This window comes from Brevibacillus parabrevis, assembly GCF_003710905.1.
Classification (GTDB): domain Bacteria; phylum Bacillota; class Bacilli; order Brevibacillales; family Brevibacillaceae; genus Brevibacillus; species Brevibacillus parabrevis.
Window position 1 is genome coordinate 448,638 of record NZ_RHHV01000005.1, and the last position, 22,052, is coordinate 470,689.

The 22,052-nt window shown below is 54.0% G+C and carries 21 protein-coding genes; 12 read left to right on the top strand and 9 right to left on the bottom strand.

Features of this window, described 5'->3' with window-relative positions; all coding sequences use genetic code 11:
- Positions 1 to 62: 62 nt before the first annotated feature.
- Entirely contained in the window at positions 63 to 452 is a 390-nt protein-coding gene (locus EDM60_RS05430) for a VOC family protein (RefSeq protein WP_063228603.1), read from the bottom strand.
- A gap of 20 nt (positions 453 to 472) precedes the next feature.
- Positions 473 to 1,336, bottom strand: a complete 864-nt coding sequence (locus EDM60_RS05435; protein ID WP_122963036.1) for an S-layer homology domain-containing protein — start codon at positions 1,334 to 1,336, stop codon at positions 473 to 475.
- Between the two features lie 187 nt (positions 1,337 to 1,523).
- On the opposite strand from EDM60_RS05435, the gene EDM60_RS05440 reads away from it, so the two are divergent.
- Entirely contained in the window at positions 1,524 to 1,973 is a 450-nt protein-coding gene (locus tag EDM60_RS05440) for a DinB family protein (protein ID WP_122963037.1), read from the top strand.
- Here the strand turns inward: EDM60_RS05440 and EDM60_RS05445 are convergent.
- Entirely contained in the window at positions 1,970 to 2,791 is an 822-nt protein-coding gene (locus tag EDM60_RS05445) for an MBL fold metallo-hydrolase (RefSeq protein WP_122963038.1), read from the bottom strand. The two genes, EDM60_RS05440 and EDM60_RS05445, sit on opposite strands and share 4 nt — an antisense overlap.
- Before the next feature lie 174 nt (positions 2,792 to 2,965).
- Between EDM60_RS05445 and hrpB the strand changes: the two genes are divergently transcribed.
- Positions 2,966 to 5,488 carry an ATP-dependent helicase HrpB gene (hrpB, locus tag EDM60_RS05450; protein WP_122963039.1) on the top strand — a complete coding sequence of 841 codons (2,523 nt, stop codon included), beginning with the start codon at positions 2,966 to 2,968 and terminating at the stop codon, positions 5,486 to 5,488.
- A gap of 156 nt (positions 5,489 to 5,644) precedes the next feature.
- On the opposite strand, the gene bluB is transcribed toward hrpB, so the two are convergent.
- Positions 5,645 to 6,328: a 5,6-dimethylbenzimidazole synthase gene (gene bluB, locus EDM60_RS05455; protein WP_063228607.1), complete on the bottom strand. Its 684-nt coding sequence runs from the start codon at positions 6,326 to 6,328 to the stop codon at positions 5,645 to 5,647.
- 139 nt (positions 6,329 to 6,467) lie between these two features.
- Here bluB and EDM60_RS05460 point away from each other — a divergent pair, with 139 nt between their 5' ends.
- From EDM60_RS05460 to EDM60_RS05485, 6 genes are all read left to right on the top strand, one after another.
- Positions 6,468 to 7,151, top strand: a complete 684-nt coding sequence (locus EDM60_RS05460; RefSeq protein WP_122963040.1) for a response regulator transcription factor — start codon at positions 6,468 to 6,470, stop codon at positions 7,149 to 7,151.
- Positions 7,144 to 8,550: a HAMP domain-containing sensor histidine kinase gene (locus EDM60_RS05465; protein ID WP_122963041.1), complete on the top strand. Its 1,407-nt coding sequence runs from the start codon at positions 7,144 to 7,146 to the stop codon at positions 8,548 to 8,550. Before EDM60_RS05460 ends, EDM60_RS05465 begins: the two co-directional genes overlap by 8 nt.
- A 159-nt stretch (positions 8,551 to 8,709) precedes the next feature.
- Positions 8,710 to 10,347, top strand: a complete 1,638-nt coding sequence (locus tag EDM60_RS05470; RefSeq protein ID WP_122963042.1) for an efflux RND transporter periplasmic adaptor subunit — start codon at positions 8,710 to 8,712, stop codon at positions 10,345 to 10,347.
- Between the two features lie 3 nt (positions 10,348 to 10,350).
- Entirely contained in the window at positions 10,351 to 11,073 is a 723-nt protein-coding gene (locus tag EDM60_RS05475) for an ABC transporter ATP-binding protein (RefSeq protein WP_122963043.1), read from the top strand.
- Positions 11,070 to 12,287 (top strand): ABC transporter permease, encoded by a 1,218-nt coding sequence (locus EDM60_RS05480; protein WP_122963044.1) that lies wholly within the window; start codon positions 11,070 to 11,072, stop codon positions 12,285 to 12,287. Before EDM60_RS05475 ends, EDM60_RS05480 begins: the two co-directional genes overlap by 4 nt.
- Before the next feature lie 53 nt (positions 12,288 to 12,340).
- A complete protein-coding gene (locus EDM60_RS05485; protein WP_063228613.1) occupies positions 12,341 to 12,556 on the top strand; it encodes a hypothetical protein in 216 nt (71 codons plus the stop codon).
- Positions 12,557 to 12,962: 406 nt separating this feature from the next.
- On the opposite strand, the gene EDM60_RS05490 is transcribed toward EDM60_RS05485, so the two are convergent.
- Entirely contained in the window at positions 12,963 to 13,295 is a 333-nt protein-coding gene (locus tag EDM60_RS05490) for a protein kinase family protein (RefSeq protein ID WP_122963045.1), read from the bottom strand.
- Positions 13,296 to 13,530: 235 nt separating this feature from the next.
- Between EDM60_RS05490 and EDM60_RS05495 the strand changes: the two genes are divergently transcribed.
- From EDM60_RS05495 to mscL, 3 genes are read left to right on the top strand one after another with little or no spacing between them, the layout of a single operon-like run.
- Positions 13,531 to 14,379 (top strand): nucleoside hydrolase, encoded by an 849-nt coding sequence (locus tag EDM60_RS05495; protein ID WP_122963046.1) that lies wholly within the window; start codon positions 13,531 to 13,533, stop codon positions 14,377 to 14,379.
- Positions 14,376 to 15,308, top strand: coding sequence for a nucleoside hydrolase (locus EDM60_RS05500; protein WP_122963047.1), 933 nt, complete (start codon positions 14,376 to 14,378; stop codon positions 15,306 to 15,308). The genes EDM60_RS05495 and EDM60_RS05500 overlap by 4 nt, the downstream gene beginning before the upstream one ends.
- A 12-nt stretch (positions 15,309 to 15,320) precedes the next feature.
- On the top strand, positions 15,321 to 15,785 hold the full coding sequence (gene mscL, locus EDM60_RS05505) for a large-conductance mechanosensitive channel protein MscL (RefSeq protein WP_063228617.1): 465 nt from the start codon (positions 15,321 to 15,323) through the stop codon (positions 15,783 to 15,785).
- Positions 15,786 to 15,916: 131 nt separating this feature from the next.
- Here the strand turns inward: mscL and EDM60_RS05510 are convergent, their stop codons facing one another.
- The 4 genes from EDM60_RS05510 to EDM60_RS05525 form a co-directional block, all read right to left on the bottom strand.
- Entirely contained in the window at positions 15,917 to 16,618 is a 702-nt protein-coding gene (locus EDM60_RS05510) for a YczE/YyaS/YitT family protein (RefSeq protein WP_122963048.1), read from the bottom strand.
- A gap of 267 nt (positions 16,619 to 16,885) precedes the next feature.
- Positions 16,886 to 18,613: an amidohydrolase family protein gene (locus EDM60_RS05515; protein WP_122963049.1), complete on the bottom strand. Its 1,728-nt coding sequence runs from the start codon at positions 18,611 to 18,613 to the stop codon at positions 16,886 to 16,888.
- A 363-nt stretch (positions 18,614 to 18,976) separates the two neighbouring features.
- Entirely contained in the window at positions 18,977 to 19,954 is a 978-nt protein-coding gene (locus EDM60_RS05520; protein ID WP_122963050.1) for a LacI family DNA-binding transcriptional regulator, read from the bottom strand.
- Between the two features lie 180 nt (positions 19,955 to 20,134).
- Positions 20,135 to 20,905 carry a YheC/YheD family protein gene (locus EDM60_RS05525; RefSeq protein WP_122963260.1) on the bottom strand — a complete coding sequence of 257 codons (771 nt, stop codon included), beginning with the start codon at positions 20,903 to 20,905 and terminating at the stop codon, positions 20,135 to 20,137.
- A 181-nt stretch (positions 20,906 to 21,086) separates the two neighbouring features.
- On the opposite strand from EDM60_RS05525, the gene EDM60_RS05530 reads away from it, so the two are divergent.
- Complete coding sequence (locus EDM60_RS05530) at positions 21,087 to 21,965, top strand: helix-turn-helix transcriptional regulator (RefSeq protein ID WP_122963051.1); 879 nt, start codon at positions 21,087 to 21,089, stop codon at positions 21,963 to 21,965.
- Positions 21,966 to 22,052: the final 87 nt, after the last annotated feature.

A 22,052-nucleotide genomic window follows, 5' to 3' on the forward strand; every position in this document is an offset into this window, starting at 1 on the left:
CGAAAAGACCATCGGGCTACAGTCGGCCAGATGGTCTTTTTTTTTTTGCAGTGAAAAGCTTGTTAGCGGGTGCTTTCAAACAACTCCAGCCACTCGCCATCCGGTCCGCGGAAAAACATGTAGCGGGAGCCGTTGGGGAGAGTGGTGATCGCCTCGTCGATAAAGGAGACGTCAAGCTGTTTGAGCCGCGCGATTTCTTCTTCCAGGTTGTCCACAGCGAGTGCGAGATGATGAACTTTGCCCTCTACAGGCAGAGAGTCGTTGTAGCCGTGGATCAGCTCCAGCTCGGTTTCCGGGCGGCCGGGGAAGCCGAGGAAAGCGAGCGTGATAACTTGGTTGGAGTGCACCAAGGTGCCTTTTAGCTCCATGCCAATCACGTTCGTATAAAAAGCGATGGACGCATCCAAATCTTTTACCATCAAGCCGACGTGCTCGATTTTTTTGATCGCCACTTTGATTTCCCCCGTTACATTTATTTGCTGGAATACTTCGCAAGCGCTCCGGTTTGCTTCAGGCGCAAGTACAGCCTGTGCAAAATCGTGACCGCTTCCGCACGAGTCAGCATGTCTTGTGCCTCAAATTCTCCGTTGTAGGCTGTCATGATGCCTGTTTTTTGCAAGAGAGCGAGATCGCTGGCGACAATGCCGCTGTAATCATCCGGGATGTGCAGTTCATTGCCGTCTTTGGCGAACAACAGAGGAAACAGCAGGTTCGTTTTATTGCCCGCGTTTTCGTCGTAGCGCCCATCCTCTTGAAGGGGATGGCCCATAAACAGCTCGTCATCTGAGTAAGAGCTGACGACTATGGGAACATCGCGCATGGCAGAAACGATCTGATACACTTCTTCGTTGGACAGATCCTCCTCCGCCAGCATGAACAGCGGGAGAAGGTTGACCGCTCCGATGCGATTCAGCTTGGCGTCAGGGTAGAACAGATACCCTTTCGGGGAGGATTGGACGGCATTCCACCAGGAGATGTTGATGAGCGAGCTGATTTCTTTGTACGCCCAATGATTGCTAGGAACATCGGCAAATTGCTTGATCGAATAGCTGTTATCGTTCGAACCTTGACCAGAGCTGTTCGGTCGGTAGCGATCAAACAGCCGATAAATCATCACGGTCATCTCCGCTTTGTCTACGAATCTCCCTGGCTTGAAGGTGCCATCCGGATAGCCGCTGATCACGCCTTTTCCGACCATAAAGGAAATGGCGTCCTCCGCCCAGCCGTACTCTGCGGAATTGACGTCGGAAAAGCGCGTAGCAGCCTGCGCGGGAGCTGATGTTGCCAGAACAGTGCCAAAAATGAAAACAAAAAATAGCCAGAGCTTTCTTCTCATGTTGCCTCCTTTGCTGATCGCGTTTGGCGAGGATCATACGGGTATGGAATCAGTGCTTCTTTCTAGTATATCGCCTGAACGAAAAAAAGGAAGACTTCACCAATACCGATGACGGCCATCGAACTCTTCTATTGGTGCAGACGGGCCGGATCTGATAGGGTGAAAAGAAAGCAGAGGAGGAATGAGCATGGAGCAACAAATTGCTAGGCTGGAAAAACATTTGCTTGCCGTTTCCCAAACATTTCAGCAGATCGGAGAGGAGAAGGCGGCAAGCCGTCCTGCTCCCGGGAAGTGGTCCGCCAAGGAAATTTTGGGTCATTTGTGCGATTCGGCGATCAACAATTTGCCCCGATTTGTCCGGGCACAGACTGAACAGCCGTATGTGCTTATTCCGTATCAGCAGGATGAATGGGTGAAGGCGCAGGCGTACCAGCAGCGGACCGTTGAAGAGATTGTTCAGCTCTACAGCAGCATGAACCGCGCGATCATCACCGTGATCTCCGTCATGCCAGCATCCGCCTACGACCATTCCTGTACGACTGCCGATGGCACAGCCGTGAGCTTGCAGTGGCTGGTGCAAGATTACGTGGAGCACATGGAGCACCACCTCGACCAGTTGCAGAGGCAAATCAGCTAGAATAGCGATGACGGCTCGCTGCTTCCTTGATCCGAGAGCACAGAAGTAACGATGTGCCGGGAGTCGAACTCACCTTCCGATAGTGCGATGATCGGAGATGTTTTTGCAAAAAGCTTCGAATGGATCTCTGCGGCAGTCAGTCCTTGCTGGTGCAAGTGCACAATCTCTCCCTGCAAATGGAGCAGGTCGTCCAGCTTGCGCGACAACAGAGCTTTTCCCTCGGCGATGTAACCCGCGTGCGCGCAGAACATGGCGCCAAAATCGCGTGTCAGCACCTGGCGAAGCGATTGGATCAGCAGCGGGATGGATTCGTCTTGCAAAATCACTTTCGTTTTCGTCCCGAGAAACAGGTCGCCAGAAAACAGGCGGCCTGTTTGTTTGTCAAAAAACGCGACGTGGTCATGCGCGTGTCCAGGTGTATGGATGACCTCCCAGTCGATGGAACGGGAATGAACAGTCTCTCCCAGAGGCTGTGCGGCAAAAGGCTCGCGCACTCCCCAAACCAATTGGCGATACAGCGGGTAGTCTGCTGGCTGCAAGCATTGCCCTACCCCTTTTTCATGGATGAAAATGGGCACGCCTTTGGTGCTGGCGATCCAGGCTGCGTTGCCGCTGTGATCTTCATGGCTGTGTGTCAAAACAACCGCGTCGAACGAGGCTTGCGAAAAACAGTCGATCAAATCAGTGGCAAGTGATTGCGGGCCAGTATCGATCATCATGCCGTCTGCCACATACACGCAGATGCCGGATTCGCGGCCAGCTCTTTTCACCACGCCTTCCAGACATAAAACATTTTCATGCTGATGGACTTCTACCACGTTAACACCCCCGTATTTTCTTCATCCTGCTGCCAGATCCGCTTCCGCCCTGCATTGAACGTATGCTCATTATACTATTGAATGATTATTCAGTCATTTGTCAATCTCTTTTCCTGTCGCTCTAATCGTGTATGATGATTACAGAATGGATTTGGACATGAGGTGAAACACAACATGGCATTGCCTATTGATACCGTGTTGCCGCAGCTGATCGAGACGCTTGCGGCAAGCAACAGCGCGGTGCTAGTCGCAGCTCCCGGCGCGGGAAAGACGACCAGGGTGCCGCTTGCTTTTCTGGAGCAGGCGTGGCTGTCCAACAAGCGCATTCTCATGCTGGAGCCAAGGCGTCTGGCAGCCCGTTCGGCGGCGGGTTACATGGCGCGCAAGCTTGGGGAGCAAGTGGGAGAGACGGTCGGCTATCGGGTCAAGCACGATACGCGAATCGGCCCGAACACGCGGATTGAGGTCATTACGGAGGGTGTCCTGACACGCATGCTTCAGGACGATCCGGGTCTGGAAGCTGTCGGTCTGCTTATTTTTGACGAGTTTCACGAACGCAGCTTGCATGCCGACCTCGGACTTGCCCTCAGTCTTCAGACGCAAAGCCTGTTTCGCCCCGACCTGCGCATTTTGGTCATGTCAGCGACGCTTGCGGCGGAGCCTGTCGCCCGGTTGCTCGGTGACGCTCCGATCATCGTCAGCGAGGGCAGGGCTTTTCCGGTCGAGACGCGCTTTTTGCCCAAACCGCTGAATGGTTCCGTGGAAGAAGAGATCGTCCGTCTCGCGCTCGCGGCGCTTATGCAGGACGAGGGAGACATGCTGGTATTTTTGCCGGGAGCCAAAGAAATCCGCACGACGCAAGCTCTGTTGGCGAAAAGTCAGCTTGGGGCACAGGTGCGCGTATGTCCGTTGTACGGAGCGCTTTCGCAGCAGGAGCAAGATCGGGCGTTGCGTCCCGGGCAGCCAGGAGAGCGCAAAATCGTGCTCGCGACTTCCATCGCGGAAACGAGCCTGACCGTAGAAGGCGTGCGGATTGTCATCGATAGCGGTTTGAAAAGGTATCCGCGCTTCTCTTCGCGCACCGGGATGACGCGACTGGAGACAGGGCGTGTATCGAGATCGTCCGCAGAACAGCGCATGGGCAGGGCGGGCAGGCTGGACACGGGCGTCTGTTATCGCTTGTGGACGGAGCAGGAAGACCGGATGCTTGCCGCGCACGATTCGCCGGAAATCATCGACGCTGACCTAGCGCCGCTTGCTTTGGAGCTTGCGGCTTGGGGCGTGAAGGATGTCGAGGAGCTGCAATGGCTGGATATCCCGCCAAAAGCGGCACTGGCCCAGGCGCAAGAGCTGCTTCAGCAGTTGGGAGCACTGGACGCTCATGGGCAAATAACGGCGCATGGCCGGGTGCTGGCCGGGATGGGACTGCATCCGAGGCTTGGGCAGATGATTCAGCGAGCAAGCGAGCTGGGACTGCTCGATTTGGCTTGCGAATTGGCTGTATTGCTGGAAGAGCGGGATATCGTTCGCGGGAGAGGGGCTGCGGCTGACGCGGATATTGGCTCGCGAGTCGAACTTCTGCGGTTCGTGGCAGGAAATCGCGGGGAGGGACGTTCTGTTCACGGACATGGGCTGCAAGTGGAAGAAGCCGTTTGCAGCAAGCTGTGGAACGACGCGGCGCAGTTGAAGCGGCAGTGGAGAAAAAGCGGGGAGCCAAAGACAAGCGTGAGCGGCGACATCAGCCAGACAGGCAGACTGCTGGCATTTGCTTATCCAGATCGGATCGCGCAGCGCAGGGGCGACGGGCGATATTTGTTGCGCAATGGCCGTGGAGCAGCGTTTGGGCTGGAGCAGCCACTGGCTTTTGCCCCGTATGTAGTAGCGCCGCTTCTTGACGATCAGGGAGTAGACAGCCGCATCATGCTGGCAGCGCAAATCGAAGAGAGCGAACTGCACCAGGACTGGGCCGGGCAGATCAGCGAAGAAACAGCCGTCTGGTGGGATCGTTCCGCTGGCGCTGTGCGGTCGCGTACCCGCAAGAAGCTCGGTGCGCTCATCTTAAAAGAGACGGCGGCAGACCGGGATGACGACGCCGTGTTGCACGCCTTGCTTACCGGCATCAGGACAGAGGGCCTGGCGATACTGCCATGGAGCCGTCACGCCCGCCAGCTCCGGGAGAGGTTGCAGTTCATGAGCGACCTGTTCCCGGAATGGCCTCGCGTCGATGACGAAGCTCTGCTCGCTACGCTGGAAGAGTGGCTTGCGCCGCATGTGTACGGCATGCGAAAAAGAGACGAGCTGCAACAGCTGTCTCTGGCTGCCATTTTGGACGGGATGCTCGGCTGGGACGAACGGCGACAACTGGACGAGTATGCGCCCACCCATGTGCGAGTTCCAAGCGGATCGAACATTCCCGTCGATTACAGCGATCCGGCTGCGCCCAGTCTGTTTGTCCGGCTGCAGGAGCTGTTCGGCTGGCAAGACACGCCGCGCATCGGGCGTGGAAAAGTGCCGCTAACGCTTCACCTGCTGTCTCCGGCACAGCGTCCGGTGCAAGTGACGAAAGACTTGGCGAGTTTTTGGCAGCAAGCGTACTTCGAAGTGAAAAAAGACTTGAAAGGGCGCTACCCGAAGCATTACTGGCCGGACGACCCGCTGACGGCTGTTCCGACAAACAGGACGCGCCCGCAGAACTAACTCATCTGCTTGCGCTGCCAGCACGATCGGGTGATATTTCCCAATTTCGTAGTTCCATGTGAGCAAGTCGGCTTTTCGCTGAAACTTGCGGGCAGGGTAGTTACGTCAGGAACATACCGAGATTCACGTACTACCCTCCACTTTGATTGGGGCTGCCTAGTTTTCCGGCAGCCCTTTTTGTGCGTGCCGGGCACTTTCTCCCCAGCTGTTGCGATAGATCAGTTGTTGCAAGTCTTGCCGCTGTGCCCATTTGTGCAGCTCTAAAAGCGGCCGATCCGGGTAGTGGTCTGTATAGCCAATCGATAGCAAGGCAACCGGATCGATATGCGGCGGGATGTGCAAAATGCGGCGGACGTCTGCTTTTTTGTAAAAGCTCACCCAGCCCATCGCCAAGTCTTCGGCATACGCTGCCAGCCACATGTTCTGGATGGCGCAGCTGACAGACATGATATCTGTCTCGGGGATAGAATTGCGTCCGAGGACGTGGTCGCCGCCCCGCGTCGGATCACAGGTAACGCAGATCGTAATGGGAGCTTCTTTGATCCCTTGAATTTTCAAGTCGAGAAAAGCGGATTCGCGGCCGGTTCCCTCGTAGTGGATCGCGAGCGCCCGCCGTTCTTTGTCTGCACAGTCTGCCAGCTCCTGCTTGATTTGCTCATCCTCCACGAGAATGAAATTCCACGGCTGCATGAAGCCGACGGAAGGAGCGTGGTGAGCAGCGGCGAGAATCATGGCAACTTTTTCAGGCGGAACCGGGTCGCGGCGAAAAGTGCGAATATCCCGCCGATTGCTGATCGCCTTGTACAGTCCGGTTTTTTCTTCCTCGGTCAAACGTTTCATAAGTATAGCCTCCCTAAATCTACTACAGCTTTCTTCATTTTAATGCCAGTCTAGCTATTGATCTAGACATTTGCTTGACATATTCATGTCCTACGCTAGAGAGGGAAGACCTGTCGTTTTCGAGGGGAGAGAAAGTGCAATGACAAACATCTTGATCGTGGAAGACGAACTGCCCATCTCTCGGGTACTAAAAGCGTATCTGGAGAAGCATCAGTTCCAGGTCGAACAGGCTTTTACCGGAGACGAAGCCCAGAGCAAATTCGATGCCTTCAACCCGGCGCTGGTCCTTCTGGACGTCATGCTGCCAGGACGAAGCGGGTGGAGTCTCTTAGAATACATACGTTCCAAAAGTTCTTGTCCCGTCATCATGCTGACGGCACTCGGGCATATCGACAACAAGCTCGCCGGGCTGGAGCAAGGTGCCGACGATTACATTACCAAGCCGTTTATCGCGGATGAAGTCGTTGCGCGGGTCAAGGCTGTGCTTCGCCGCTCCAAGCAAATTATCGAGGGCGATCAGGTCAAGCAGTTTGGCAGTCTCAAAGTCGATTTCAAGGCGTACACCGTTACCTTGCATGGCATTGAGCTGGCGTTTACGCCGAAAGACTTGTCCCTGTTTTTGTTTCTCGCCCAATACAAAAACCAGACATTTACCCGCGAGCAGCTGATCGAGCAAGTGTGGGGGATGGATTACGAGGGAAGCGACCGGGCCGTCGATCTCGCCATCAAGCGGATTCGCCGATCGTTGGAGAACTGGCCGGCTTCTGAAGGGGAAATTCGCACGTACCGCGGCTTGGGTTACAAGCTATGTGTCTATGAGTGAGAAAAAGCGGATTACTTTGTTCCGGTATTGGACGACCCGGTATTTGATTACGCTTTGCATCGGCCTGTTGGTCATCGGTATCGCTTCCAGCTTCTGGATCAACTACAGCGAAAAGCAAAAGCGGCTCGACTTCATGCGCTTGATGGCGGCGGAAGTATCGGACCGCGTCGTGGATGCGGACGGAAAAGTCGTCATTTCGCCGTTTTTGTTCCGCCTGCTCGACAGTCGGCAAGAGTCGCTGCGCGTCAATTACAAACCGTTCATGGTCATTTTGGATGCCAATCATCGCGCCGTGTTTGGCGGGCGTGATCCGCTCAACTCTGAACTGCGGCGGATGGCCCAGGACCTGGTGGAAGCAGACGAAAGCATGTCACAGGTGAAGCTGGAACGCGGCGAAGAGCTGCTGTTCGTGAAAAAAAGCATCCGGGTCAACCAGCAAACTGTCGGCTGGGTCATGCTTTTTACCCCGAAGCAAGACTTGATGCGCAGCACGACCGAGTTTCAGCTGATGTTCATCATGCTGATCAGTCTCGGACTGCTCGGCTGGCTCGTCATCTATTTGTTGACGAAAAAGCTGTCTACCCCGATCAAGGACGTAGCAGACGCGGCCAAGCAAATCGTCATGGGCAACTACGAGATTCACTTCGAGAAAGACAGGCGCGAAGAGGAAATTGACGAGCTGATTCATTCGTTCAAGGAAATGGCTGATCGCTTGCGGCAGCTGGAGCTGATGCGCACCGAATTGCTGGCAGGAGTCACGCACGAGCTGAAGACGCCTGTCACGTCGATTAGCGGGCTGGTTCAGGCGGTCAAGGATGATATCGTCAGCGGCGAGGAAGCCAAGGAATTTTTGGAGATATGCGCGAAGGAAACCGTACGCCTGCAAAAAATGGTGGAGGATTTGCTCGACTTCAACTCGTTTGCGGTCGGGGATATCCGCATTCGCCGCGAGCAGCAAAACATGTACGAGCTGGTGCAGGAAATTACGCACCAGTGGCAGATTATGCAGGAGGCGGAGCAGATCGAGCTGTCCATCCAGAAGCCAGCCGAACCGATCATCGTGAACACGGACCCGTTGCGCGTGCAGCAAATTTTGTACAATCTGCTGAACAATGCGGCACAAGCGATGGGCTCGCGAGGGAAGATCGACGTGTCGCTTTCGGTGGTCGGCGAAGAAATTCGCGTAGATGTCAAAGATACGGGGCAAGGAATCCCGGAGGCGGAGCAGCCACTGATTTTCGAGCGGTTTTACCGTGGCGAGGAAAAGAAGCAGGTCGTTCGCGGGCTGGGGCTGGGTTTGTCTTTTAGCAAAATGATCGCGCAGGCGCTCGGGGGCAAGCTGCTGCTTGCGGAAAGCTCCAAGGACGGCAGTACCTTCACCCTTGTTTTGCACCAATAACATAGGCTTGCCACAAGCGACCATGCCAAATCGGCTGGTCGTTTTTCACATCATTCCCATTCATCTGACTTATCCCTGACATATTCGTTCCGTATATTGATCGCAACAGGGAAGACAAGGTGTTTCCCGCTTATTACGCACAAGGCAGGAGGATTTGATGTGACGCAATCGGAGAAGAAACGGACGTTGTTTTCGGCGGCGCGAAATAGCAAGAAGAAATGGCTCATCGCCGGACTGGCGGTCGCGGTGATCGCGGGAGGGGGCGTGTATGGATACAAAGCGTTTGTGACCCCTGAGCAGGCGCAAGCAGCTTTTCAGGTTGTCACGGTCCAAAAAGGCGACGTCTCCGAAACCGTGCTGGCATCCGGGACCGTTCAGGCTTCCAAGCGTTCCTCGCTATCGTTCTCAGACGCAGAGGACGCCAAAGATTCCATCTCGACCATCCAGGTGAAAATCGGTGACCAGGTCAAAGCGGGACAGGTGCTGGCAACGATGGATGATTCCGTGGCGAAAATCCAAGTGACGAATGCGCAGGCTAATCTGTTGTCCGCGCAAGCCAAGCTGGAAGATGCGCAAAAGCGCAAGAGCACAGCGGAAATTGCCTCGCTCCAGGCGGCGGTCACTCAAGCGAAAAGCGAGCTTGAACTGGCGAAGCAAAACATCGACGGGAAAAAGGCGACAAACGATGTAGCGAAGGCCAAAGCCGCGCTCGAAAATGCGCAGAAGACATTTGACTCGCAAAAAGCGCTGTTTGCGGCAGGAGCCATCTCGCAGACCGAATACGACAACGCGAGCGACTCCTTGGAGCAAGCGAAGCGCGACTACAACTCCGCTACATTGACAGCCGGACAGACGACATCGCAGTCCAGCGTCAAAGTCGATCAGGCGGAGGCAGCCTACCAGACGGCGCAAGAAGCTTTGAAAGAAGCGAATGAAGGCCCGGATTCTGCGACGATCCTCGCAGCGAAGGCAGCGGTAGAGCAGGCGAAAGCCGAGCTGCAAAAAGCGCAGAAGGCTTTGAATGCCGTGACACTGAAAGCGCCGATGGACGGGGTGATCGTTCAGTTGAATGGCAACGTAGGTGAAATTCCCGGCAATGATTTTATTATTATGGATAATTCCAACTCGGGTGACCTTGAGGTGCTGGCGCAAATCAGCCAGAGCGACATCGGAAAAGTAAAAGAAGGTCTGCCCGTGTCTTTTACGACCAGCTCTTATACGGATGATACTTTTACAGGCAAGGTCAAGCTGATTTACCCCGAGGCGAAAACCGATTCGGGTGTGACGAGCTATGATGTGCTGCTGTCTGTGGCAAACAAAGACAACAAGCTGAAGATCGGAATGACGATGAACGTGACGATTGAGCTTGGGACGCACAAGGATGTGCTCTACGTGCCAGCTGCTGCCCTGCAAACGCAAAACGGCAAGGACGGCGTCTACCTGATGGCAGGAGAGCGTTCGGGTACGGCGGCAAATGCAACCGCAACGGCTGCGCAGACTGAGACAAAAACGGAAGCTGCCGACAAGTCGCAAGAAAAGCCGAGAAGTGAGCGAGCCAACAGAATGGCATCGATGCCGTACCATTTCACACCGATCAAAATCGGATTTTTTGCGGCGGATCGGGTAGAGATTTTGGAAGGCTTGAAAGAAGGCGATCGGGTCGTCATCCCGGTCAGCACAAGCACAACCTCAACGTCCGCCAACTCGGGTAATATGCGCATGGGCGGAAGCGGATTCCCGGGGATGGGCGGAGGCTTCCCTAGCGGCGGAGGCGGCGTCCAGATGAGGGGTCGATAAAAGATGAGACCAGTCATTCAAATCGAAGACTTGAAGAAACAGTATCAGATTGGCGACCAGGAGATTATGGCTTTGCGGGGCGTCAGCCTGACGATTGACGAGGGCGACTTCGTGGCGATCATGGGGCCGTCCGGCTCAGGCAAGTCGTCGATGATGAACGTCATCGGCTGCCTCGATAAACCGACCTCGGGAGAGTTTTATTTGGACGGGCAGCCTGTGTCTTTGGCTCACGATGACGAGCTGGCTGTAATCCGCAATCAGAAGATCGGATTTGTCTTTCAAAATTTCAACTTGCTCCCGCGCACGACTGCGGTAGAAAACGTGGAGCTGCCGCTTCTGTACGGCGGTGCGTCAGCCAAAGAGCGGCGGGAGAGAGCGATCAAGGCACTCATCAGCGTAGGACTGGCCGAGCGGCTGAACAATAAGCCGAATGAGCTGTCTGGCGGCCAGCAGCAGCGGGTGTCGATTGCCCGGGCACTGGTCAACGATCCGGTCATCTTGCTCGCGGACGAACCGACAGGCGCATTGGATACGAAGACGAGCGAAGAGATCATGGGAATTTTCCAGCGGCTGAATGACGCAGGCAAGACGGTGATTCTCGTCACGCATGAGCCGGACATTGCCGAGTATGCCAAACGGATCGTCCGTTTTCGCGACGGTCAGATCATTTCCAATGAAGTGGTACAAGAGCGCAGAATAGCGCAGGCAGAGGAAGTGAGAACATGAGCTTGATTGAATGTGTACGTGTTTCGTTTCGCAGCATCCGGGCAAATGGCTTGCGCTCTGTGCTCACGATGCTGGGGATTATTATCGGGGTGGCAGCCGTTATTGCCATGGTTGCGATCGGGGAAGGAACGTCTTCTTCTGTCGCTTCCCAAATCAATGGACTGGGGAGCAATCTTTTGATCGTCTCGCCGGGACAGGCGACACAAGGCAGGGTAAGCCTCGGGGCCGGGTCGCTGAATACGCTGACGATGGCTGATGCCGAAGCGATCGCCGAGAACGATTCGGTCGCGGGAGTGGCACCGAGCGTCAACGGACGCGCGCAAATCGTCTGGGGAAGCAACAACTACTCCAGCTCACTGGAGGGAACGACTGCCGACTTCCTGCAAGTCCGCAACGCAGAAGTAGCGCAAGGCCGCTTTTTCTCGAACTTTGAGGTGACGAGGCAGTTCAACGTGGCTGTCGTCGGGACCGAGGTCGTCAGCAATCTGTTCAAAAATGCGACGACAAACCCGATCGGGCAAACCGTTCAAATCAACCGGGTTCCTTTTACAATCATCGGGGTGTTGAAAAGTCAGGGCAGCTCGGGGATGACGAACAATGACGACAGAATCCTCATTCCGATTACGACCGCGATGAGCCGTCTGACGGGGGGCAAAAATGTCGGCACGATCTACGTGTCCGCCGCTTCCTCTGACGTCATGGACAAAGCGCAGCAAGACATCCGCCAGACGTTGCGCGCCAAACATAACTTGCGGCCGCAAAAAGAAGATGATTTCCGCATTACCTCCCAGTCCGACATTTTGAGCACAGCGCAGGAAGTGTCCAGCTCCATGACGGCGCTGTTGTCCGGCATTGCCGCGATCTCGCTTATTGTCGGCGGGATAGGCGTCATGAACATCATGCTGGTGTCCGTGACGGAGCGCACCCGGGAAATCGGCATTCGCAAGGCGATCGGAGCCAAGCGCCGAGACATTTTGCGCCAGTTTTTGATCGAGGCGGTCACTCTCAGCCTGATTGGCGGCATTTTAGGGATCGCCTTCGGTGTAGGGGCGGCGCTGTTGATCAGCAAGCTCGGATCGCTTTCGACCTCGATCAGTCTCACCCCGATTTTGTACGCCTTTTTGACCTCGTCATTGGTCGGCGTCATCTTCGGTGTCTATCCAGCGCGCAAGGCAGCCCAGTTAAAGCCGATCGATGCGCTGCGGTATGAGTAAGTGTGTATTTTTTCCAATCGGGGCATACTAGCTTCGGTGAGGTGTTTGTACAGATGGAGAAAAACGTCCAATTTTCCGTGTCGTGGCGAGAAGCAGTGCGCATCTTGAAACGGCTGAAAACGAGCAAATTGCGGTATGTTGTCAGGCAGCATGCGGGGAAAGCGGGCGTCGCCTTCGTCTTTCCGCGAGTCAGTGTCAGCCAATACGTCTATTTGTACATCATCTTTGGGCCGAGAGCTGCTGATGTGATGGACAAGGATACGAAGTAGCAGGGAATCCCTGATCGGATAGTCGGGTCAGGGGTTCGCTATTTTTCCGCTTTTTCTATCTATTTTCCCACTATTTCGCTATAAAACAAAACCTGACACTTTTCGATAGAAGAGTTTCATAGTACAATTCCAATATGAACGAACTTGGGGAAGTTCGGGATGGCGGTACCCAAACTGTGCAGGAGGGCCGCCTACTTTTTTTCAAGAGCGGGCGAACGTGGCTTTGCAGGTGGATAGAACAGGTTTTTTTGCCTAAACATACAGCTAGACCCGATAGGTACTTGGATATACAATAATCGTATTCACGTGAATACTTCCGTACTACCCTTCCCAGGAGCATATCCTGGGTTTTTTTGTTGTCCAAAAACAGCAAACAGCCACCCGAAGTTGCTCATCTGGCTGGCTGTTACGATGCGGGTGTCTTGGGGGAAAAGCTGCCTTTCAACAGGGCGTCAATCAACTGCTCCTGTGAGAGCGAAATAGAGATTCCGGGATCGGGAAGGTCGGCGTGAAAACAGTCTTCCTTGTGCAAATACCAGAGGGAGCCTGTTGGCTGAAGAAGATAGAGGCGGATGTTTTCCCGGCGTTGCCGCCCAGTTTTGGCGATGTCCCGCAAAGCGGTAAAAAGCTCGCCCCACACGGGTAAATAAGGCTTTGTTTTGGATTGAACAATCGCGCGAAGCAAATGCTGTTTGGCGAGGGAAATCGAGTCAGTCGGGTGGTTTTCCACAGAGGGCATGTCGCTTGCTCCTTTTGTGAAGATTGTCGAATCGCAGGAGAATGAGTATAACCTACAAAATGGAAGTTGACGAACTTTGTCGAATATAAAGATAAGTGTAAAATAGACTGCCCCGCGATGCAAGAGGATAGCTGGCGCAAGTGTGCTGACATTTGACGACTGCTGCCGATTTCGTTAGCATAAGTACAGCACATTTTGCAAAAAAAGACATAGACCAATGCGGGAGTTGAGAGCCATGGCATCAAAACAGCGGCTGCTGATCGATTTTAGCGGTGACTCCGATCAAGCGATAGGGCTGTTGTATGCACTACAGTCGCCAAAGGTTCAAGTGAGCGGAATTATCGTGAGCGATGCCGAGCCAGATCGCGGCATCCAGCTGGCACGCAGACTGGTAGATCAGGTTCGGCCAGGTGAAGAGATTCCTGTCATGGCAGGAACGCAACAGCCGCTATTTCGCGGGGAAGCCGATCGCGCGGCTGATTCCGTCATGACCAGTGAAGCGGTCACCTTTTTGACTGAGCTTGTGCCCGATCCGGACAACCCGCTCACGCTCGTTACTTTAGGGCGTCTGACGACCGTGGCCAAGGCGATTGCCAGAAAGCCTGAGTGGCTGCAAGTTGTGCAGCGAATCGTCGTGCGCGGGGGAGCGATCCGCGTGCCGGGAGATGTGACGGCTATTGCGGAAGCCAATTTGCATGCTGACCCGGAGGCTGCTGCTTTTGTTCTCGCTGCGAAAGGGCCGCTTTTGTTCGTTCCGCTTGATGCGACCGAATCGCTCGGCTTGACGGATGAACAGGCGGCGTTGTTGGCGAAAACGGTAAGGGGAACCACAGCCACTGGAAAAGCAGGCACTGTAAAAAGCGTGCTGGGAGCGATGATTGCGGCTGTAGCGCCTGAACAGATCGAAACCGAGCGGCTGAAGCTGAGCATCGACTGCCACAGCCTACTGTCTCGCGGCGCTCTTATTGCCGACCTGCGGGCCAAGCCAAGTGCAGGAACAGATGCCGACGTCTGCATGGCGATACAATCCGAAGCGATCGAGACTTGGGTCCGGCAGCTGACGGAGGGGGAGGACAGAGCATGAAAAAGGTCATTCTGGACGTAGATACGGGAATCGATGACGCACTCGCGATCTCTTACGCCGTACATTCCCCTCATTTAGAAGTGTGCGGCATCAACACGACCTTCGGGAACATTACAGTGGAGGAAGCGACGAGAAATACGCTGCAAATGCTGGAGCTGCTCGGGGCTACCCACATACCTGTCTACCAGGGATCGTCTCGTCCGATCGTGCGCGAGCTGACGGGCAAGGCGAGGCTGTTTCACGGGGAAAACGGGCTTGGCAACGTCGTGTTGCCTGAACCGACTGCAACTGCGCAGCCAGAGAGCGCCACGCAGTTTCTGATTTCGACGATCAAGGCGAATCCCCATCAAGTCACGCTGATCACGGTAGGCAGCATGACGAACCTCGCCCGGGCGATTATGGCGGCGCCAGAAATCGTGACACTCATCGAGCAGGTCGTCGTAATGGGCGGAGCGGTCAGTGTGCCCGGCAATCGCACTCCGGTCGCGGAAGCCAATATATGCGCCGACCCGGAAGCGGCTGCCTTTGTGTTTCAATCAGGCATCCCGCTGACGATGGTCGGACTGGATGTGACGATGCAGACGTTGCTCACCCGCGATCATCTGCGGGAATGGAGAGCGCTGGATACACCGCTTGCCCATGTGTTCGCTGATATGTGCCAGGTGTATATGGACGCGTATGCCACAGTCGGCAACCTGCGCGGCTGCGGCTTGCACGATCCGCTGGCGGTCGGTGTGGTGATCGACCCGACTTTCGTGAAAAAAGTGCCGATGCACGTCGAGGTGGATACGTCCGGCGGCGCGAGCGATGCCCGCACGATTGGCGACAGACGGGCCAATCCGGCCAAGCCTGCGAATGTGCAAGTGTGCCTGGAAGTAGACCACGAGCGGTTTGTCGAACATTTTTTGCAGCATGTACTGGGACATTAAGGAGGAATTTGCATGTTAAAAGAATTTAAAGAGTTTGCTTTAAAAGGCAATGTACTGGATCTCGCTATCGGGGTCGTCATCGGGGGAGCCTTCGGAAAAATCGTGACCTCGCTCGTCAACGACATCATTACGCCGTTAATCGGTCTGTTGCTGGGCAAAGTTGACTTTACCAATCTGTTTATTACGTTGAGCGGCGGAGATTTCCCTACGCTGGCGGAAGCCAAAAAAGGCGGAGCAGCGACGCTGAACTACGGACTTTTCCTTAATTCTGTCATCGATTTTCTGATTATCGCCTTCTCGATCTTCATCGTGATCAAACAGCTGAACCGCTTCAAGCGCAAGCAGGAAGTCGTTCAGGCGCCGGTAACAACCAAAGAGTGCCCGCACTGCATCACGTCCATTCCGATCAAGGCAACCCGCTGCCCGCATTGCACCTCCATGCTGGACGGGAACAAAGCTGCACTGGCGCACGAGTAAGCGGGGGCGCAAGTCAAACGCGCAATCACACAATCACAACGATCATGGAAACGACAAAAGCAAGCCGACCAAAAGGAGCGGCTTGCTTTTGTTTTGTTTGCAACCGAATGTTTACCGTCAAAAGGATGCAGCTAGTTTTTGATAATGTTCGGATTTTGCGGGACTTTTCCGGCCTGCGATTTTTTGGACAGGTGCGTGTACAGCTTGATGTATTGGCCGACGAGGATGGCGTTGATAATCGTTCCTTCGCGGATGAACTTGATTTCGCCGAGGAACAGCAGGCCGATACATGCCGAGGCGACCAAAAGGGAGCAGTCGAATGCGGTCTTGATGTTCCCCCATTTCCACCCGGTTTTTTGGAACAGCGTATTGACGAACAAATCGACGGGAATCAGGACCAGGTTCGCCTGGAGCATGAGAAACAGTCCAAAGGCGAGAGCCGCGTCAGCGACAATCAGCAGCATGACTTTTGCCGCGTACAAATCCAACTGGATGAAGCCGGTCAACAGCAAGTTCAGGTCGAGAAACAGGCTGAGGGCAAGCGCCGGGATCAATCCGGCAAAATACTTGAGCTGGAACGCCTTTGGCATGACGAGAAAGGCAAGCAAAAGCATGAGCAGCTCCAGCATGAAAGAATAAGTGCCTTGGGTCAAGTTTGGATAAATGACAGTGAGCGTCCGGGTAAGGCTGCTCTGCGGCGAAATACCGATTCCCGCCCGGATCGCCAGGCTGATGCCAAGAGTCAGGATATAAATGCCGACCAAGTAAATGATCCACCGTTTGGTCAAACTGCCCTTCAGTTGCAGTTCCGTCGAATCCCCGTGAGTGTGCATATACCAATCCCTCTTTCTAAAGAAGTTTTATGATGCTGACAGCAAACCACCAGGCGTGAAAATGGGGAGGGAAAGTAGCGCGAGCAGGATACGATACAGCGTGAGATAGCAAATGTTCCCCCGAAATGTGCGCAGGCATGGGGGAGATGAGGCTTTTTGAGAGATCATCCCCCATACGTTAAAGCGCTTTCTTTTTTGTGAAAAGGATTCAGGCAAAAAGATTCCAATGATTCAGACAGTAAATGGCAGTCTTGACGAGCTTTGCCATTATTCCATGAAGCGGAAGCGGTGCAGGGAGATAAACAGGCTGAGCAGCTTGTTTACGACAGGTTCGCCTTCGTTGCGGTTGCCCATCTCTTCCAGAGCGGCGTCGATGGCATCGGCGCTTTGCGTCAGTTCGCTGACAGTCATGTTCGCCATCACCCCGTAAATTTCCAGCGGCAGCACGCTTTTGTTGGTCTTGTTGTCGGTGACGATGCAAGCTCCGGAATACTTGTCCACTTCTTTGGCGCAATAGCACATTTCCTCGCTTTCTTGCCCGACGACGACGAAGTACGGGATCGGTGCTGGCCAGGAGGTTGCCACAGCGCCGTGTTCCACGTAAACGCCTTTGAACAAACCGTTGACAATATGGCGTTTGCCATCGGCATAGCGGCGAATGACAGACAGGCGGCTCAATTTTTCGCCTTCATGCTCCGCGACGACTTTGCCGTCTACTACAGGCACCCAGATTTCCTGATAAAACTTGGCGTGGCCGCGGCCGTATACGTCAAACAGGTACACTTTGGCTTGTTGCCCGTCTTCGGACAGTTCCAGCGGCACGATGTCAAGCTGCTCCGGCGTCAAGTCGTCCAGCCCGGTGACGCCTTTTGTGCACATGGCAGAGTAGTCGATGTCGGCATTTTTCAACATTTTTCTGTCTTTGGCAATCAATTCCCCGTCCTTGAAGACGTACAGCGGGTTGATTTGCGACAAGCTATCTGTCAACACGATATCGGCAAAACGGCCTGGTGTCAAAGAGCCGATTTGATGATCCATGTTAAACGATTTCGCCGTGTTGTAGGAAGCCATTTTGATCGCCTTGATCGGATTGATGCCCATTTGGGTGCAGAGGGAGATGATCCAATCCATGTGTCCCATTTTCAACAAGCGCTCAATCGAGATGTTGTCGGTGCAGAGCATGAAGTTTTCCGTCGGGAACTTGCGGTCGACGATGGAGCGGAGCAATGTTTTGATGACTTCGCTGCTGCCGACGCCAAATTTGATTTGGGTAGGGAAGCCGTAGCGGATGCTTTTTTCGATGTCGTCTCCGTTCCAGACGTCATGGTTGTTCGATACCCCGATGGCTGGCAAGTAGTTCAGCACCATGTCTGGCAGAGCGGTCAAGCCCCAGTGGCCATTCATGAAGCCGCCTTTGGCCCGCACCCACGCTGCTTTCTGGAAATCGTCCTCATCGCCTTTGCTGTAGGTGAAATGCTCAAACTCGCCCAAACCGATGACTGGCTCCATCTCCAGCACTTCTTTGGTCACCCAAGCTGCGGTCTTTTTGCCAGGCGCAAAAGCGTACAGGCGATACGGCAGCTTGTCGTAATCGCGGAACAAATTTTGCGCCGCGCGTACGCCATCTTCGCCAGCAGCACTGAGGAGGTCCAGACATTCTGCAAAAATCGTCGTCGTCCCGCAAGGCACCATCGCTTCCGCAAGCGCCGTCGGATGAGCGAGCTGCGATTCGAAGTGCAGGTGGGCATCGATCAAGCCCGGAATGGCATACAGTCCTTGACCGTCAAATACTTCTTTTACCTGGATGACCGATTCGTCCGGGTTGAGCGCAACGATTCGTTTGTCGTAAATCAAGAGGGAGCCATGGTAGACGGTTTCTCCGTGAACATCCAAAATGTTCAGGTTTTTCAGGAGCAGGTCGGCTTCCTTTTTCCCGTGCAAAATATCGAAGATCGCACGGACTTTTTCAAGGTGGTTGATTTCTGTTTGCTTCATGGCTGAGTTCTTCCTTTCCTTGGCAAAAATTTTATATAAGTAGAGCTAGGCTCTGCACTTATCGGGAGTAGGGTGATGATCGTTAGTTAATCGTTTAACTAAAAGGGAACAAACAGAGACTGGCTGCAAAGGGCGAAAAAAAGAGATTGGCTGCATGGGACGAAAATTTGCTTAGTTAAACGATTAACTAAGTGGGTGTAAAAAAGCAGCCTTCCATGCAAGCCCAAAAACGAAGGGAGCTTCCAGTTAATCGTTTAACTAAAAGAGGAACGAAAGGCCAAAAGACGTGTGGTCCTTTTGCGGCCTGATGACTGTTCTACCAACTGCGCTGCCAACTGTTCTACCAACTGTCGCGCCATCCAGTCACGCTGATTTTCGCACGACGATGCACGGCGCAAGCACAGTGACAGGTTCAAACTCTTCTTTGCGAATCTGGCTTAAAATCATTTCTGCGCTTTTGATCCCAAGCTCGCGGTTCTGTAAATCCACACATGTCAGCTCAGGGGTCGATATTTGCGACATCAAGGAATTGCCCAAGCTCAGCACAGCCATGTCTTCCGGAATCCGAATGTTGGCTTGTACGAGTGCTTTTGTCAAATAGACAGCGCTCAGCTCGTTCAGCACAAAAACGCCTTCGATGCTGTTTTCGACAAGAGTCGGAATGCAGTCTTTGACAAGCTCCAGCTCATCGGAGATTTCCAGGAGCAGTGGCTTCTCGTCGCTGTTCGTCGCCTGGCGATACCCTTCCAAAAATAGCGCGAGCAGCTGATCGGGCACTTTTTTGTGAACAAAAGCGAGCTTGTTTTTGCCGCTGGCTTGCAAATATTCGGTTCCTAGCTTGCTGGCCTGGACCAAATCGGGGTACAGCAGCGGGAAGCCTTCGAACGGCATGCAGCGATTGGCGTAGACGACGGGAATGTTCCAGTCGATGACGTTCTGGATGCTCTCGGAAAAGGAAGTGTCCGAGAACAAGCCGATGAAGATGATGCCCGCTACCATGTTTTCGCGCATGAGCTGGAGGATGGCTTCTTCCTGGAGGTTCAGGTTGTCGACTTCATAAATATAGAGATTGTAGTGATGCTTCCCCAAAGTTTGGCTGATGCCGGAGGTAATCTCGGAATAGTAAAGGTTGTTGATTTTCGGCAGGATGACAGCGATGTTGAACGTCTCCTTGCGCTTGAGCGATTTTGCCACCACGTTGCGCACGTAGCCGAGTTCTTTGATGGCGTGCAAAATGCGTTCCTCTGTTTCTTTTTTGATGACGATATCATCGTTCAAATATCGGGAGACGGTGCAGGCACTGACATTCGCATGCTTGGCAATGTCTTTTAAAGTAGCCATGGGAACCTCCTTGCCAAAGCTTAGTTAAACGTATCAGTTAATCGATTAACTTGTTCTGTTGAGAGAATAGTAGCATTGTGTTTGTGGAATTGCAAGAAAATTCTGTTGTTGTTTTCCGAAAAAAGCAAAGATAGAGAATCCAGAGGCGATCTGAAAGCTCTATCCCGAAAAATGGCCCGCTCACACTTTTTTCTTTTTGCGCTTCACCCGGTTTTTGTACTGGTAGTGCAGCCGCTTGATGTTGTGGAAGTACGTTTTGTCTTTGAGCTTGGCAAAAAGCGCGTGCGACGGAAAGTCGTAGTTGACCTCGATGATCGAGAGCTGGCCTTGCTTGTCGATGGCAAAATCAACCCCGATTTGCGCGCTGTGGCGGTACTTGTTGAAGTGCGCACAGACGCGATGACTGACCTGGATGAGCTTCGCGACGATGGCTTTGACTTGTTCCGGCTCCACGGCTTTCGACTTCGTCAAGGCATACGGAACGGTAACCGCATATCCGCCGCCGCGGGCGACGTTCGTAATTACGCTGTCGCTGCCAGCCACCTTTGCCAGCATTCCGGCATACTGCCATTTCCCGAGGCCGTTTCGCATCATCATGACGCGTATATCGTACGGTCGTCCGTCCAGCTCCGCCAAGTCCAGCCCTTTTTGAATCACGTAGTTTTTTTCCGTGCATTGGCGAGCGAGCTGTTGCTTCAACTCGGACAAGGAGCCTGCCTGTACAGGCTCTCCGCGTTCTTTGACGAGCGAAAAGCCGTCCGCTGTTTTCCAGACGCGCATGATGCCTTTGCCCATGTGGGTTCTGGTCGGCTTGATATAAACCGTGCCGTACTTGCCGAGATAGTCTTCGAGAAGCGCAGGCTGATAGAGCGACGTGGGGGGCAAATACGGGCGAACGTACGGGCTTTTGGAAAAGAACTGATGAAGACTCCATTTGGATGAGGAGATCAAATCGTGCACCTCGCCTTTCTCCAAAGATCAAAGTTCCATTCTTGCTAACATATACAACAAATTGGGAAAAAGTGAGCAGGAGTTGGGCCATCGTGGGGAAAATAGGTTCTAGAAGCAAAGAAGCCCGCTTCGCTTCGCAAAAGCCAGTGAAGCATGCTCGCCAAAAGAACGGAGAAACACGATGAGACGATACCGACCTGTGCAGCCTCCGACCTTGCAACAGCCGGACTTGCCTGACCGTTACCATTATCACGAATATTTGCCGAGCGAGCGTCTGGCGAACTATGTGGCTTGCTATTGGACGTCGCAGTTTCACGGGCAGAGCACGCCGCACTTGCACCGGGTCATACCGGATGGCTGCGTCGACATCATTTTCGATCTGCAAGCCGGGGCGTTTGCCAGCGGAGCTTTTGTCACCGGCTTGATGACCTCTTATGAAGTCATGCCACTGGCAGGGCCGCAGTCGATGTTCGGCATTCGCTTTTTCGTGGAGGAGGCAGACCGTTTTTTCCGCTTTCCCGTAGCAGAAGTGAGTGCAGCCCATGTCTTTTTGCAAGATTTGTGGGGGATGGAGGCGCTTTGGGCTATGGAAAGAATTTTGGAGGCGGCGAATACGGCGGAGCGGATCGCCCGTGTCGAGCAAATGCTTATGCAGTGCCTGAACCGCGACAGGCCACCGACAAACTCGTTGCTGTTGACCAGCATGCAGTACATGTACGAGCAGCGCGGAACGCTGTCCATCGCGGCTTTGGCGGACAAAGTGGCGTACAGCGAAAGAAACGTGCGCAGGCTGTTCCAGCAAGCTTTTGGCGTGGGGCCGAAAGAGCTTATGCGCATCATTCAGTTCCAAAGCTTGCTGCAAATGCTGTCCCGCAATCAGGCGTTGCCTTTTGTCGAAGCGGCTTTGCAATGCGGCTATTACGATCAGTCGCACGTGATCAAAAGCTTTCGCGCCTTTTACGGCGAGCCGCCAAGCGGAGTTTTTGCCCAGCCCCAGCGTACAGGTGTGCAGGTGCAGCAATCGCCCGAAGCTGTCCGTTTTTTACAATCCGGCAACTAGGCTTGTCTGATATGGTTGAACAAGACCCCCGCTGACGCCTGGATCGCTCTGGCGGGAGAAGCTGTGAACAAGGACAGGAGGACATTA

Excerpts from the sequence above, each read along its gene's own strand:
- EDM60_RS05435 (WP_122963036.1), bottom strand. The coding sequence starts at position 1,336 with ATGAGAAGAAAGCTCTGGCTATTTTTTGTTTTCATTTTTGGCACTGTT.
- EDM60_RS05440 (WP_122963037.1), top strand. The coding sequence starts at position 1,524 with ATGGAGCAACAAATTGCTAGGCTGGAAAAACATTTGCTTGCCGTTTCC.
- hrpB (WP_122963039.1), top strand. The coding sequence starts at position 2,966 with ATGGCATTGCCTATTGATACCGTGTTGCCGCAGCTGATCGAGACGCTT.
- bluB (WP_063228607.1), bottom strand. The coding sequence starts at position 6,328 with ATGAAACGTTTGACCGAGGAAGAAAAAACCGGACTGTACAAGGCGATC.
- EDM60_RS05460 (WP_122963040.1), top strand. The coding sequence starts at position 6,468 with ATGACAAACATCTTGATCGTGGAAGACGAACTGCCCATCTCTCGGGTA.
- EDM60_RS05465 (WP_122963041.1), top strand. The coding sequence starts at position 7,144 with ATGAGTGAGAAAAAGCGGATTACTTTGTTCCGGTATTGGACGACCCGG.
- EDM60_RS05475 (WP_122963043.1), top strand. The coding sequence starts at position 10,351 with ATGAGACCAGTCATTCAAATCGAAGACTTGAAGAAACAGTATCAGATT.
- EDM60_RS05480 (WP_122963044.1), top strand. The coding sequence starts at position 11,070 with ATGAGCTTGATTGAATGTGTACGTGTTTCGTTTCGCAGCATCCGGGCA.
- EDM60_RS05485 (WP_063228613.1), top strand. The coding sequence starts at position 12,341 with ATGGAGAAAAACGTCCAATTTTCCGTGTCGTGGCGAGAAGCAGTGCGC.
- EDM60_RS05490 (WP_122963045.1), bottom strand. The coding sequence starts at position 13,295 with ATGCCCTCTGTGGAAAACCACCCGACTGACTCGATTTCCCTCGCCAAA.
- EDM60_RS05495 (WP_122963046.1), top strand. The coding sequence starts at position 13,531 with ATGGCATCAAAACAGCGGCTGCTGATCGATTTTAGCGGTGACTCCGAT.
- EDM60_RS05500 (WP_122963047.1), top strand. The coding sequence starts at position 14,376 with ATGAAAAAGGTCATTCTGGACGTAGATACGGGAATCGATGACGCACTC.
- mscL (WP_063228617.1), top strand. The coding sequence starts at position 15,321 with ATGTTAAAAGAATTTAAAGAGTTTGCTTTAAAAGGCAATGTACTGGAT.
- EDM60_RS05510 (WP_122963048.1), bottom strand. The coding sequence starts at position 16,618 with ATGCACACTCACGGGGATTCGACGGAACTGCAACTGAAGGGCAGTTTG.
- EDM60_RS05515 (WP_122963049.1), bottom strand. The coding sequence starts at position 18,613 with ATGAAGCAAACAGAAATCAACCACCTTGAAAAAGTCCGTGCGATCTTC.
- EDM60_RS05520 (WP_122963050.1), bottom strand. The coding sequence starts at position 19,954 with ATGGCTACTTTAAAAGACATTGCCAAGCATGCGAATGTCAGTGCCTGC.
- EDM60_RS05530 (WP_122963051.1), top strand. The coding sequence starts at position 21,087 with ATGAGACGATACCGACCTGTGCAGCCTCCGACCTTGCAACAGCCGGAC.